This is a genomic window from Bartonella sp. 220B (assembly GCF_026930205.1).
Taxonomy (GTDB): Bacteria; Pseudomonadota; Alphaproteobacteria; order Rhizobiales; family Rhizobiaceae; genus Bartonella.
The window spans coordinates 96,752-109,670 of the sequence record NZ_JANHOI010000001.1 but is presented as its reverse complement, the minus strand read 5'-3'; the positions used below and the strand labels follow the sequence as shown (position 1 = coordinate 109,670).

14 protein-coding genes are annotated in these 12,919 nt (G+C 40.2%); 8 read left to right on the top strand and 6 right to left on the bottom strand.

Features of this window, described 5'->3' with window-relative positions; genetic code table 11:
- Positions 1-50 precede the first annotated feature (50 nt).
- Entirely contained in the window at positions 51-899 is an 849-nt protein-coding gene (gene dapD, locus NPX99_RS00390; protein WP_269029789.1) for a 2,3,4,5-tetrahydropyridine-2,6-dicarboxylate N-succinyltransferase, read from the bottom strand.
- 107 nt (positions 900-1,006) lie between these two features.
- On the opposite strand from dapD, the gene NPX99_RS00385 reads away from it, so the two are divergent.
- Positions 1,007-1,870 carry an LOG family protein gene (locus tag NPX99_RS00385; RefSeq protein WP_269029788.1) on the top strand — a complete coding sequence of 288 codons (864 nt, stop codon included), beginning with the start codon at positions 1,007-1,009 and terminating at the stop codon, positions 1,868-1,870.
- Between the two features lie 31 nt (positions 1,871-1,901).
- On the opposite strand, the gene truA is transcribed toward NPX99_RS00385, so the two are convergent.
- Genes truA through def form a run of 3 tightly spaced genes read right to left on the bottom strand, consistent with a single transcriptional unit; the run spans position 1,902 to position 4,106 of the window.
- Positions 1,902-2,645, bottom strand: coding sequence for a tRNA pseudouridine(38-40) synthase TruA (gene truA / locus NPX99_RS00380; protein ID WP_269029787.1), 744 nt, complete (start codon positions 2,643-2,645; stop codon positions 1,902-1,904).
- Position 2,646: 1 nt separating this feature from the next.
- A complete protein-coding gene (gene fmt / locus NPX99_RS00375; protein WP_269029786.1) occupies positions 2,647-3,576 on the bottom strand; it encodes a methionyl-tRNA formyltransferase in 930 nt (309 codons plus the stop codon).
- Complete coding sequence (def, locus tag NPX99_RS00370) at positions 3,576-4,106, bottom strand: peptide deformylase (protein WP_269029785.1); 531 nt, start codon at positions 4,104-4,106, stop codon at positions 3,576-3,578. Before def ends, fmt begins: the two co-directional genes overlap by 1 nt.
- A gap of 116 nt (positions 4,107-4,222) precedes the next feature.
- On the opposite strand from def, the gene NPX99_RS00365 reads away from it, so the two are divergent.
- Both NPX99_RS00365 and NPX99_RS00360 read left to right on the top strand, forming a co-directional pair.
- On the top strand, positions 4,223-5,407 hold the full coding sequence (locus tag NPX99_RS00365) for a DNA recombination protein RmuC (RefSeq protein ID WP_269029784.1): 1,185 nt from the start codon (positions 4,223-4,225) through the stop codon (positions 5,405-5,407).
- Positions 5,408-5,764: 357 nt separating this feature from the next.
- Positions 5,765-6,352, top strand: coding sequence for a transglycosylase SLT domain-containing protein (locus NPX99_RS00360; protein WP_269029783.1), 588 nt, complete (start codon positions 5,765-5,767; stop codon positions 6,350-6,352).
- Between the two features lie 527 nt (positions 6,353-6,879).
- On the opposite strand, the gene NPX99_RS00355 is transcribed toward NPX99_RS00360, so the two are convergent.
- Both NPX99_RS00355 and NPX99_RS00350 read right to left on the bottom strand, forming a co-directional pair.
- Entirely contained in the window at positions 6,880-7,131 is a 252-nt protein-coding gene (locus NPX99_RS00355) for a DUF1150 family protein (RefSeq protein ID WP_269029782.1), read from the bottom strand.
- A gap of 25 nt (positions 7,132-7,156) precedes the next feature.
- Complete coding sequence (locus tag NPX99_RS00350; RefSeq protein WP_269029781.1) at positions 7,157-7,588, bottom strand: Hsp20 family protein; 432 nt, start codon at positions 7,586-7,588, stop codon at positions 7,157-7,159.
- 118 nt (positions 7,589-7,706) lie between these two features.
- Between NPX99_RS00350 and nth the strand changes: the two genes are divergently transcribed.
- The 5 genes from nth (at position 7,707) to pheT (ending at position 12,898) form a co-directional block, all read left to right on the top strand.
- Complete coding sequence (gene nth / locus NPX99_RS00345; protein ID WP_269029780.1) at positions 7,707-8,456, top strand: endonuclease III; 750 nt, start codon at positions 7,707-7,709, stop codon at positions 8,454-8,456.
- 176 nt (positions 8,457-8,632) lie between these two features.
- Complete coding sequence (rpmI, locus tag NPX99_RS00340) at positions 8,633-8,836, top strand: 50S ribosomal protein L35 (protein WP_004862308.1); 204 nt, start codon at positions 8,633-8,635, stop codon at positions 8,834-8,836.
- 33 nt (positions 8,837-8,869) lie between these two features.
- Entirely contained in the window at positions 8,870-9,271 is a 402-nt protein-coding gene (gene rplT, locus NPX99_RS00335) for a 50S ribosomal protein L20 (RefSeq protein WP_004862306.1), read from the top strand.
- A 96-nt stretch (positions 9,272-9,367) separates the two neighbouring features.
- Positions 9,368-10,441, top strand: coding sequence for a phenylalanine--tRNA ligase subunit alpha (pheS, locus tag NPX99_RS00330; protein WP_269029779.1), 1,074 nt, complete (start codon positions 9,368-9,370; stop codon positions 10,439-10,441).
- Between the two features lie 42 nt (positions 10,442-10,483).
- A complete protein-coding gene (gene pheT, locus NPX99_RS00325) occupies positions 10,484-12,898 on the top strand; it encodes a phenylalanine--tRNA ligase subunit beta (RefSeq protein ID WP_269029778.1) in 2,415 nt (804 codons plus the stop codon).
- Positions 12,899-12,919: the final 21 nt, after the last annotated feature.

Sequence of the window (12,919 nt, the reverse complement as noted above, 5' to 3'; positions counted from 1 at the left end):
CTTATTAATTACGCTTTTTATCGATAAGTGAAAAATTTTGAGGCGTAATTTTAATCACGCAAAAGATCATTAATGGATGTTTTTTCTCGTGTTTTTTGATCAACGCGTTTGACTATAACAGCGCAATAAAGATTTGGACCTGCTTCACCATTTGGTAATGGTTTGCCAGAAAGAGAACCTGGAACAACAACAGAGTAGGCGGGCACTTCACCGATAAAAATTTCACCTGTTGTACGATCAATGATCTTTGTAGATTTTCCAATAAAGACTCCCATTCCTAAAACAGCGCCTTCATGGATAATACAGCCTTCAACGATTTCAGATCGTGCGCCGATAAAACAATGATCTTCAATAATCGTTGGATTTGCTTGTAGTGGTTCTAAAACACCTCCAATTCCAACACCACCAGAAAGATGAACATGTTTGCCAATTTGTGCACAAGAGCCAACAGTAGTCCATGTATCAACCATTGTTCCTTCACCGATAAAGGCACCAAGATTGACAAAGGATGGCATCAAGATGACATTGGGAGCAATGTAAGCAGAATGGCGTACAATTGCTCCAGGGACGGAACGAAAATCAGCTTTTTTAAAGTCCGCTTCTTGCCAACCAGAAAATTTCGAAGGGACTTTATCCCACCAAGATGTTCCATTTATCCCACCAGAAATAATTTGCATAGGATTAAGTCGAAAAGAGAGAAGAACGGCTTTTTTCAACCATTGATGAACATACCACTGTCCATTTTTTTGACGTTCTGCAACACGGACTTCACCTTTATCAAGAAGATTTAATGCATCCTCAACACTCTCGCGAATTTCACCCTTTGTGGTGGTATTGATAGAGTTACGGTTGTCAAATGCTTTTTCAATAACCATTTCAAGTTGTACGAGATGAGTCATGACCACAGTTCCGTTAAATAAGTTGAAAGCTTCAAGATTTACTCTTTATGACCTACGCGAAGAAATGTTTTCAGTCAAATAAAACAATAAAGAAATAGGGTAGGTATATGAAAAAAGGCTATAAAGAAAAAAGAGAAGAAGAACAAAAAAATTGGGCACCACTTCTCCATGTGAAGGATGCTTTACAACAGGGGTGTGAGGTCTCTGATTCAGCACAAATGTGTTCGCCTACTTATCGTTTGGCTTATATTGATCAAGAGTTTATGATGCGCTCTGAACTACGCTCACAACGTCTTGGTCTTGAATTTTTAAAGCCAGAAATAACGCTTCAAGAATGTGATATTCAATCAACAGTTGTTTTATTTGGCGGTGCACGTATTCCTCAACCTGGACAAGAAGCGTGGGCGGCAAAAAATGAAACACAAAAGAAGAATTTGCATGCTCTGTCGCATTGTTACAATGAGGCAATGGAGTTTGCACGTTTGTGCTCATGCTATTCTGCTACGACTGAATATCGTGAATTTGTGGTTGTCACAGGGGGAGGACCAGGAGTCATGGAAGCAGGAAATCGTGGTGCTTCTGATGTGGGGGCACCAACGATTGGCTTAAATGTTGTTTTACCCCATGAGCAATCGCCTAATTCTTATGTATCTCCGCATTTATGTTTTAATTTTCATTATTTAGGGATACGTAAAATGCATTTTTTAATGCGCGCAAAAGCATTAGCTGTTTTCCCTGGAGGATTTGGTACTCTGGATGAGTTGTTTGAAACGCTCACTTTAATACAAACGGGACGGATGAAACGGATTCCGATTTTGTTATTTGAAAAAGAATTTTGGGACAATGCGATTAATTTTGATTATTTATCAGCGCAAGGTACGATCTCTCCTTCAGATCTCAAACTGATCACATTTGTCAATACAGCAGCGGAAGCTTTTGAAGAAATTCGTGCCTTTTATAAGCTTTCTTAATTGTTATTGAAAAAGTCACTTTGCAGGAGAGCTAATATTCCACTTTGGTCAAATAAAGTCCTGAAGGTGGTGCAACAACACCACAACGTGTGCGGTCTTTAGCATGGAGAGCTGCTTCAAGATCATTTGCTGTCCAGCGCCCAACACCTACTTCCATGAGGCTTCCTGCAAAGGAACGAATTTGATGATGAAGAAAAGAGCGGGCTTGTGCATAGAGAAAGATCTCTTCTCCTTCTTTTTGAACATCGAGTCGTTCAAGGGTGCGAATAGGGCTTTTGGCTTGGCAATGTGCAGAGCGAAAAGTGGTAAAATCGTGTTGTCCTACAAGTTTTTGGGCAGCTTCATGCATGGCTTCAGCATTGAGAGGTTTTGGCAACCACCATACACGTTTAGCATTGAGAGCGGGGGGAGAACGGCGATTGAGAATTTTAAAAAGATAATGGCGTTTGATTGCGGAAAATCGTGCATCAAAGCTATCAGGGACGTTTTCTACATTCAAGACTGAAATACTTTCCCCTTGTCTTTGTAAATGTGCATTGAGTGCATCGCGTACAGTATGTGTGTGCCAATTTTTTTCAAAATCAACATGTGCAACTTGCCCCGTAGCGTGTACACCTGCATCAGTTCGACCTGCTGTCGTGGTGGTCAATTGTTGTCCACAGAAGCAAAAAATGGCTTGTTCGAGAGCCCCTTGTACAGTGTGCAGCTCTGCTTGGCGTTGCCAGCCAGCGTAGTTTGAGCCATCATATTCAAGAGTGAGTTTAAAACGGGGCATATTAAAAAACAGCCGAAATATGAGCGCCTCGCAAGAATGTTGCGCTATCAAGGGTTTTACCACCAGATCTTTGCAGGGAGGTTATTTCAAGACGTCCTTGTCCGCAATGGATAATCAAAGAATCTGGTTCTCTCCGACCAATTTCAAGAGAAGGACCTGTCGTTAAACGGCTCCCAAGAATTTTCACACGTTCTTCTCTATCACCAATATGCATGTTACACCAGCAACCAGGAGAGGGGGAAAGTGCGCGGATATGCCTATGAATAAGTTCGGCAGGCTTTGTCCAATCAATGCGGGTCTCTTCTTTTTTGATTTTGGAGGCATAGGTTATATCTTTTTCTGATTGTGGGGTTAGTTTAAGTTGTCCTTTTTCAAGAGCCGATAGAGCTTCTACCATAAGTTCTGCCCCTATCTGTGAAAGCTTGTTTGAAAGTTCAAAGGTCGTCATGTTATCGGTGATAGGGATAGAATGGGAGAGTGCGATAGGCCCCGTATCCAGTCCTTCATCCATTTTCATAATCATCATCCCTGTTTCTTTATCACCAGCCATAATTGCACGTTGAATAGGTGCAGCGCCGCGCCAGCGTGGTAAGAGTGAAGCATGGGCATTAAAACAACCAAAACGGGGGATTTCGAGAATGGCTTTCGGTAAAAGAAGTCCATAGGCAACAACAACAGCAGCATCAACACAAAGTGCCGCAAATTGGGCCTGTTGTTCGGCTGTTTTAAGTGTTTGAGGTGTGAAGATAGGAATAGATTTTTCTTGTGCTGCATTTTGCACAGGTGAGGGGATGAGCTTAAGACCACGACGTCCTGCTGGACGAGGGGGTTGACTGTAAACAGCGACAATATCATGACCAGCATCCAACAAAGCATGTAAAATGGGAACAGAAAAATCAGGCGTTCCCATAAAACTTAATCGTAATGCCATTACAAAAGTGCTTCCTCTGTCTTTTTCTCTTTTGCGCGTTTTTTAAATTTCCGTATCACCATATCACGTTTGAGCTTTGAAATATGGTCAATAAAAAGACAGCCATTTAAATGATCAATTTCGTGTTGTAAACAAGTAGCTAAGAGATTGTCTGCTTCAATTTCTGTTTGTTTTCCTTCACGATCTTGATAGCGAACACAAAGGCGTTTTGGACGTTCAACTTCTGCATAATATTCAGGAATGGAAAGGCAACCTTCTTTGTAAAGACTACGTTCCTCTGAAAGCCATAAAATTTCAGGGTTTATAATAACAAGTGGATTTTTCGCGTCATCATTTCCAGAGACATCAATGACCAACATACGCAGTGGTATGCCGATCTGAATAGCAGCAAGACCAACACCTTTAGCATGATACATAGTCTCCAGCATGTCATCAGCAAGCTGCTGGAGAGCTGAATCAACATGCTCGACAGGTTTGGATATTTCCCGTAAAATCGGATCAGGTAAGGTAACTAAAGATTTAAGTGGCATAAGCGTAGATTAAACAATGGTGTGTTATGGGTCAATATTTAAATAACAGATTCTTACACTGATTAAATAACAGATTCTTGCGCTTTTTTACAATTAAGAGCGTTATATTACTTCTCATGTTTGATTCTTTTTCTTCTTTGCTGCTTTTTGATGGATCTTTAGTTCAATTGGTGATTTTGTTTTTATTTATACTGGTTTGCTTAGCCTTTTTTATGTTGATACATTCTCATCGAAAAAAGGGACTTTTGGAAAGTGAAATTGCTGAACGCGCTCGTGAAGCACAAATACAGATGGAGACATTATTAAAAACACAAGCTGAAATGCAAGGCCGCATGCAAACTATGGCAGAAATTTTTGGTCAAAGGCAAGCTGAGTTAAATAAGTCTATAAGTGAGCAACTCAATGGGATGACAACCAATTTGGGTCAAACGCTTCAGGTACAAACCAAATCTACTTATGAAAATTTGAATCGTTTGCAGGAGCGTTTAGCGGTCATTGATGCGGCACAAAATAATATTCAATCGCTTACGGGACAAGTTGTGCAGTTGCAGGCTATTTTAAGCAATAAGCAAACGCGTGGCACTTTTGGTCAGGGAAGGATGGAAGCAATTATTGCCGATGCTTTGCCGGCGAATGCTTATGTTTTTCAGGCAGTTCTTTCAAATGGAAAACGACCAGATTGTCTCATTCATATGCCGAATAAGGCACCTTCTCTTGTTGTTGATGCTAAATTCCCTCTGGAAGCTTGGAATGCTATGCGTAAAGCAGCATCGGCGCAAGAACGTCAGGAAGCAGAACGCCAATTTCGCACCGACATGGAAGTTCATATTCGCGATATTGCGCAGAAATATTTAATTCCTGGTGAGACACATGATACCGCTTTTCTTTTTGTGCCATCAGAATCGATTTTTGCAACAATCTATGAAGATTTTGAACCATTGGTACAAAAAGCCAATCGATCGCATGTGATTATTGTCTCACCGTCTTTGTTGATGTTGTCTGTTCAGGTTGTACAAACTATTATGAAAGATGCGCGAATGCGTGAACAAGCCCATTTGATTCAATCAGAAGTAGCAAAATTAATGGAAGATTTTGGACGAATGGATGCACGTGTGCGTGCTTTACAGAAACATTTTTCCAAAGCAGGTGAAGATATTGAAGGGATTTTAATATCATCCTCCAAAATTATGAAACGGGCCAGTCGTATTGAAACTTTTGAATTAAAAGAGCAAAATTCAGGACCAAAGAAAATGCCTTCTCCTGTTCAGTCCCAAACGTTGCGTTTGGTTGATGAAGAATAAAGTGAACTTGTGTAAAAGCCAGTACCATCATACTATTTACCAGCCCCAAATGTTGCGACAGCTCTTGGTCTTTAGACGATTCATTAAAGGCATTTTACTCCTTTCTTTCTTTAGAGCTTTTATCCACACGACAGTCCAGCGTATGGCGTGCAGAAACATAGTTTTGATTGATTCAACATAAGAGGATTTAAGATGAGGGAATCTTTATAATATTCTGGGGTCTAATTCAACATACAAAACGATAAATTATCATTATAAATCAATATGTTATATTATAATAAAGCGTTCTTTATTTGTTGGTAATATTTTTTTGCTACCTATAGCGTGTTTTATTTCCCAATGAGAGGAATAGAAAAGATGCGACACCTTTTGTTGTTAGGAGCATTGGTGTTCTTGCTGGAGGGATGCACAACAAGTCATCCCCTGTACACAAACAATGCTTGCGCCGTTTTAGCTCAAAAAAATGGTTTTTTTGATAATTGGGGAAAGGCTTCTAAACGCGCAGAAATGCGCTATGGGATTCCGATGCCTATCATTCTTGCAACTATTAATATGGAATCAAATTTTCGTCACAATGCACGCCCTGCGCGTACAAAACTTCTTGGTTTTATTCCATGGAAGCGCCGATCGACAGCATATGGCTATTCCCAAGCACTTGATAGTACATGGGCAATGTATTTGCGTTCCGCAGGAAGACCTTATGCGCGGCGTACCAATTTTGCAGATGCTGCTGATTTTGTTGCTTGGTATCATCGCCAAACTGTTCAACGCAATGGTGTAAGAGTTAATGATGCCTATAGCCTTTATTTAAATTATCATATAGGGCATGGTGCTTATGCACGCAGTGGAGGTTATGTCTCTGAGGCACTTGCGCAGGTAGCACAGCGTATGGAAAATTTGTCCAGAAAGTATGAACAGCAATTAAGGACATGTGGTTGGCGTTAGAAAGGGGTATTCTGACTCAAAAGATTGGATTGGTTTTAAATGGATGCGAATGCAGAATTTTTATAAGAGGGTATGATTTTTTTTAAGGTACCGAGGCAACAAAAAAAATCCCACGAGAGTTCCACGGAGTTTTTTGTAATGCATCTGAGAAGATCATGTATAGGATATTTTCATCAAGATTTTTGTTAAAAAAAGATGTGGGATCAAGAGGTAAAAAGTCTACAATAAAAGCCAGAGAACTGGATATCTCAAAGGGTATTGATTAGAAGAGATCTACACAACTGTATTTTTGTGAAGAACAAAAATACAGATCACTGCTTTTAAAAATGGTAGTCTTGGAATAGCGTAAAGCTAAGCACCCCCATATTTTCTGATTGAAAAGAGTGACACTCTGTAAAATTAAAAAGATTTTCTTTCAATTTATTTACAGAAAAACTTATCTTATTTACAAAAAACTTATAACCATATCTTATCGGGTAATACTGAAAGGGTCTATAAAGATGCTCAGTTGCTTTTCATAAAATAGATTAGTGTAGAGTTACAATTTGGAGTTCATGCTCATTAGCCCCTGCAAGAGCGATAGAGCGTTCGTCAGACAAAATGATGGGATAACCTGTTTCACCAAAGAGAGCCCATATTGTAATTCCAGGTGTCATCGGTGGAAGATCTGGAAAATTTTTAGCCAGATCATCTGTGCAAACCTTTTTCAAATAAGCAATCTGTTTCGCATCAAAATGGGCGATATTTTGTAACGATGAGTTTTGTTTGTGTTCTCCCATTTTATTATTCCTTTACGCCTTGTTTTTACGACTCATTACTACTGACTTTAATTGGAATCTGCCGTGTTTGTTTTTTTACTTTTGGTTGATGTAGATTAATTGATAAGAGACCATTTTTCAACTCGGCATTTGTAACGTGCATTCCCTCTGCAAGAACAAAAGTACGTTGGAATTGACGTGCCGCTATACCGTGATATAAATATTGATGGTTTTGATTGTCTGTTCGCTTACCATGAATGATCAGTTGATTGTCGTCGAGCGTAATAGTGAGATTGTCGACTTTAAATCCAGCAACAGCCAAAGTTATACGTATATGATTTGCGTCATCGTTTTTGTGTAAACGTTCAATGTTATAGGCTGGATAGGCTTCGTCAGCTTTACCAATATGTTGCAATGTTTTTTCTATCGTTTCAAATCCTAAAAGAAAGGGATTGGAGAAAGGCGTCACATGTGTCATTGTGAAGGTCCTCTTCAAAGCGGCTTTACTTGACCAAACTTTATAAAAAGTGTTTGCTGCATTCCTCTCATATGGCAAGCATAGACGATAACTTCAAGAGAGAAGATAAGAGAGTTCAATGATTCAAAGAACGAGTACATTGTCAAAAATGCAAAAATCTTCCAAAATTTCTGGAATATTGTATGTGGAAGATGAAATTGAAGAGATTTTTCGCCGTTTTTCTGTTCAGCGCCCGTTTCCTAAGAGTGATCTTATCTACACCAATGCTTTTACACTTTTGGTTGCAGTTGTTCTTTCTGCTCAAGCGACAGATATGAGTGTTAATAAAGCGACAAAAGAGTTATTTCGGCTTGCCGATCAACCGGAAAAAATGGTTGCATTAGGAGAAGAAGAAATAGCACATCATATCCGTTCAATTGGTCTTTGGCGCGCAAAAGCACGCAATGTTTATGCGCTTTGCAATTTTTTAATTGACCAATATGGTGGTCAAGTGCCTAACAGTCGTGAAGCCCTTATTGCTCTTCCTGGAGTGGGACGAAAAACGGCGAATGTCGTTTTGAATGTTGCTTTTGGTCAGCCTACACTAGCGGTAGATACACATATTTTTCGTCTTAGCAACCGTCTTGGTTTAGCGCCCGGCAAAACTCCAGAGATTGTCGAAGAAAAATTGTTAAAGATTATACCGATGCGTTATTTACATCATGCACATCATTGGCTTATTTTACATGGGCGTTACATTTGTCAAGCGCGTAAAGTACACTGTACGCAATGCATTATTGCAGATCTGTGTAAAGCTGCAATCAAAACAAATGCCATTCCAGCACCTTTGGTTGAGGTTCAAGGAAACGGTGCCCCGATTTTTTTTTGATATGCTCTTGCTATTTTATTTATACTAGCTTATGAAAACGCTGTTGAAGCCGCCCGGCAGGGCATGCCGTGGCTGCTTAAAGGCTCGTTCAAGTGTTGGTCCGCTTGAATAGATAAATCGACTTGAATGAATTAAGAATAAATTCAATTGAATAAATAAATGTATGGAGTAGCGAAATGCCCAAGATGAAGACCAAATCATCCGCTAAGAAGCGGTTTAAAATCACTGCGTCAGGTAAAGTTAAAGTAGCAGCAGCAGGTAAACGCCATGGCATGATTAAACGTTCGAATAAGTTTATTCGCGATGCGCGCGGAACGATGGTTTTATGCGAACAAGATGCTAAAAAAGTTGTTCAGTGTTATTTGCCAAATAGTTTATAAACCTTACGCTTTTGATTTTTAGGAGAGTATTACATGGCACGTGTAAAAAGAGGTGTGACAGCGCACGCGAAACACAAAAAAGTTCTTAAACAGGCTGAAGGTTTTTACGGGCGTCGTAAGAATACCATTCGTGCGGCTAAGGCAGCGGTTGATCGTTCTAAGCAGTACGCGTATCGTGATCGCAAAAATAGAAAACGGACTTTCCGTGCTTTGTGGATTCAGAGAATTAACGCAGCTGTTCGCGCAGAAGGCTTAACTTATGGGCGTTTTATTGATGGTTTATCGAAAGCGGGTATAGAAATTGATCGTAAGGTTCTTTCAGATATAGCAGTTCACGAAGCAGCAGCATTTTCTGCTTTAGTTGCTTCCGCCAAGAAGGCTTTGGAATATTTAAAGGACACAACACCTAATGCTTTTGAGGGCGCTGTCAAATAAGCCAGTCGTGTTCTCTTAAAGCATTTATTTATTCGGGTTCCCGTACTGGTTGTTACTGGTACGGGTTTTTTTCTATTCACAAAAATAGGCAAAGATATGAGCGATATTGAGCGTCTGGAACAAGAAATTTGTTTAGCTTTAGAAGCAGCTAATGATGAACAGGCACTTGAAACAGTGCGTGTTGCGGCGTTAGGCAAAAAAGGCAGCATCTCTGAAAGATTAAAAGCATTAGGAAAGATGGATGCTAGCGAGCGCCATAAAGTTGGGCCAGTTCTTAATGGATTAAAAAATCGCGTTTTAGAATTATGGGCGCAAAAGCGTGATCTTTTGAAACGTCAAGCAATGGATGCGCGCCTTTCTAGTGAAACGGTTGATATTACTTTGCCGGTACGTTCGTCGCCTATAGAACGGGGACGTATTCATCCTATTTCGCAGGTGATTGAAGAAATTATAGCCATTTATACGAAGATGGGTTTTTCACTTGCAGAAGGACCAGATATTGAAACAGATTATTATAATTTTACGGCATTGAATTTTCCGGAAGGTCATCCAGCGCGCGAAATGCATGATACCTTCTTTTTTGATGCTGATAAAACGGGAGAGCGGAAATTATTACGTACCCACACATCCCCTGTACAAATTCGTACAATGGAAAAACAAAAAGCACCAATACGTATCATTATTCCGGGAAAAACCTATCGTATGGATTCGGATGCAACGCATTCACCAATGTTTCATCAGGTAGAAGGTCTTGTGATTGATAAAACCTCTACCATAGCGCATATGATGTGGCTTCATGAGACTTTTTGCAAAGCCTTTTTTGAAGTTCCTTCGGTGAAGATGCGTTTTCGTCCTTCTTTTTTTCCTTTTACCGAGCCTTCTATGGAAGTGGATATTCAGTGTGATCGTTCTGGTTCAGAAGTACGCTTTGGGGAAGGAGAGGATTGGTTGGAAATCTTAGGATGTGGAATGGTGCATCCTCATGTATTGAAAAATGTAGGTTTAGATCCCGATGAGTATCAGGGCTTTGCGTGGGGAATGGGCATTGATCGCATTGCTATGTTGAAGTATGGTATGCCCGATTTACGGGCTTTCTTTGATGCTGATCTGCGTTGGTTAGACCATTATGGTTTTCGCTGTTTTGATATGCCTGCTTTTTTCCAAGCTTAGACAAAGTGTGATCTTATCACAGTTTTCACGTGAGGTTTTAAAATGAAATTTACATTATCGTGGGTAAAAGATCATTTAGAAACAGATGCGTCTTTGGACGAAATTTGTGATAAACTAACGGCTATTGGTCTTGAGGTTGATCATGTGGATGACCGTTCTTCTTTAAAAGGTTTTGTGATTGCAAAAGTTTTAACAGCAATAAAACATCCTGATGCAGATAAACTCCAAATTTTGACTGTAGATATGGGAACTGTTACGCCTGTGCAAGTTATTTGCGGTGCACCAAATGCGCGCGCTGGGCTTATTGGGGTTCTTGCATTGCCAGGTACTTATGTGCCTGGGCTTGATATGACGTTATCTGTGGGGAAAATTCGCGGGATTGAAAGTTTTGGGATGATGTGTTCACAAGCGGAGCTTGAATTATCAAGTGAACATGATGGCATTATTGAACTTCCAGAAGATGCACCTATTGGAACGTCTTTTGCAGCTTATGCAGGGTTAGATGATCCGATCATTGATATTAGTTTGACACCTAATCGTTCTGATTGCACAGGTATTCGAGGCATTGCGCGTGATCTTGCAGCAGCTGGAATTGGGCAGTTAAAAGAATTATCCTTACCACAATTTGATGCGTCTTTTGAAACACCACTTGATGTTTCTTTAGATTTTTTGCAAGATTCATTGTTATGTTTAGGTTTTGCTTGGCGTGAAGTGCGCAATGTTCAAAATGGCGCATCGCCGCAATGGATGCAGCGGCGTTTGAGTGCAATTGGTTTGAGACCAATTAATGCGCTGGTTGATATGACTAATTATATAAGTTTTGATCTTGGTCGTCCGCTTCATGTTTTTGATGCGGATAAGATTAAAGGCAATTTGAATGTGCGTCGTGGTCGTGAAGGTGAACAACTTCAGGCGCTTAACGGAAAAATCTATAATTTGGGTATTAATGATTGTGTCATTGCAGATGAAGAGGGTGTTGTTTCTATTGCCGGTATCATGGGGGGTGAAAGAACAAGCTGTGATGAGACAACACGTCGCGTTATTATTGAATCGGCACTTTGGGATTCAAAGAGTATTGCACAGACAGGTCGTGCATTAGGGCTTATCAGTGATGCACGCTATCGGTTTGAGCGTGGTGTTGATCCGGCTTTTATGGAAAAAGGACTTGAGATTGCAACAGAACTGGTCTTACGTCTTTGTGGTGGTGAAGTTTCAAAGGCAAAAATTGTTGGTTATCAGCAGCCAGAAATCAAACAGATCGCCTTTCCTTTTTCTGAAATTAAACGCTTGACACATTTGCAAATAGACCGTGCACAAGCCATCACTATTTTGACACAGCTTGGATTTGATATCGAAGGGGAAGGAGATGTCGTAAAAGTTAAAGTACCAACATGGCGCCCCGATATTGCTGGTAAAGCGGATTTAGTAGAAGAGGTTATGAGGATTTATGGGCTAGATAAAATTAAGCCCATTCCATTGGAAAATTTTACAGAGGAAAAAAATCAACTTTTAACGGATTCGCAGCTTCGTTCCCGTGTTACGCGGTTGGCTTTGATACATCGCGGTATGAAAGAGGCTGTAACTTGGTCGTTTATTTCTGAAAAACAAGCACTTGCTTTTGGAGGCGGTCAAGCACAGCTTAAATTAGTCAATCCTATTTCTGCTGATATGTCCGTAATGCGTCCTTCTCTTTTACCTGGTTTGCTGATGGCGGCACAACGAAATGCTGATCGTGGTTTCCCTGATCTTGCTTTGTTTGAAGTTTCCAGCATCTACGAAGATGATACAGCTGATAAACAACAACGTGTTGCTGGTGGGATTCGCCGTGGAACAGAACGATTTGAAGGAGCAGGGCGCTTTTGGAATGGGAATGCAAAAGCCGTTGATGTTTTTGATGCGAAAGCAGATGCATTGGCTGTTTTGGAAGCATGTGGTATGGATATTGATAAGGTGCAGATTGAGGTTGGAGCACCCGATTGGTATCATCCTGGTCGTTCAGGGGTTATGAAGCTTGGATCAAAGATTGTTCTTGGCTTTTTTGGTGTTTTTCATCCTGCTACATTGGAAAAGTTAGATGTTAGCGGTCCTTTATGTGGTTTTGAAGTTTTTCTTGATCGAATTCCGGCGTCAAAGAAAAAGTCCACAAAAAGCCGTTCTCCTTTAAAATTATCGCCTTTTCAAATGGTACGACGTGATTTTGCGTTTGTGGTTGATAAAACTGTTGCTTCCTCTCTTATTATACGTGCTGCAAGTGGAGCGGATAAAAAACTTATTCATTCAGTACAAGTTTTTGATGTTTTTGAAGATTCAAGTCTTGGTGAAGGTAAAAAATCCGTAGCAATAGAAATTGCTCTTCAACCTATTGAACAAACTCTCACGGATGAAGATATAGAAGAACTTACTTTAAAAGTGGTGGAAAGTGTCACTAAAGCGACGAACGCAAGCCTGCGTTGTTGAATCTCTTTTTATCGAATTACT

Coding starts and splice junctions, on each gene's coding strand:
- NPX99_RS00350 (WP_269029781.1), bottom strand. CDS start 7,588: ATGACACATGTGACGCCTTTCTCCAATCCCTTTCTTTTAGGATTTGAA.
- NPX99_RS00365 (WP_269029784.1), top strand. CDS start 4,223: ATGTTTGATTCTTTTTCTTCTTTGCTGCTTTTTGATGGATCTTTAGTT.
- NPX99_RS00385 (WP_269029788.1), top strand. CDS start 1,007: ATGAAAAAAGGCTATAAAGAAAAAAGAGAAGAAGAACAAAAAAATTGG.
- NPX99_RS00360 (WP_269029783.1), top strand. CDS start 5,765: ATGCGACACCTTTTGTTGTTAGGAGCATTGGTGTTCTTGCTGGAGGGA.
- pheT (WP_269029778.1), top strand. CDS start 10,484: ATGAAATTTACATTATCGTGGGTAAAAGATCATTTAGAAACAGATGCG.
- truA (WP_269029787.1), bottom strand. CDS start 2,645: ATGCCCCGTTTTAAACTCACTCTTGAATATGATGGCTCAAACTACGCT.
- nth (WP_269029780.1), top strand. CDS start 7,707: ATGATTCAAAGAACGAGTACATTGTCAAAAATGCAAAAATCTTCCAAA.
- rplT (WP_004862306.1), top strand. CDS start 8,870: ATGGCACGTGTAAAAAGAGGTGTGACAGCGCACGCGAAACACAAAAAA.
- fmt (WP_269029786.1), bottom strand. CDS start 3,576: ATGGCATTACGATTAAGTTTTATGGGAACGCCTGATTTTTCTGTTCCC.
- rpmI (WP_004862308.1), top strand. CDS start 8,633: ATGCCCAAGATGAAGACCAAATCATCCGCTAAGAAGCGGTTTAAAATC.
- dapD (WP_269029789.1), bottom strand. CDS start 899: ATGACTCATCTCGTACAACTTGAAATGGTTATTGAAAAAGCATTTGAC.
- def (WP_269029785.1), bottom strand. CDS start 4,106: ATGCCACTTAAATCTTTAGTTACCTTACCTGATCCGATTTTACGGGAA.
- pheS (WP_269029779.1), top strand. CDS start 9,368: ATGAGCGATATTGAGCGTCTGGAACAAGAAATTTGTTTAGCTTTAGAA.
- NPX99_RS00355 (WP_269029782.1), bottom strand. CDS start 7,131: ATGGGAGAACACAAACAAAACTCATCGTTACAAAATATCGCCCATTTT.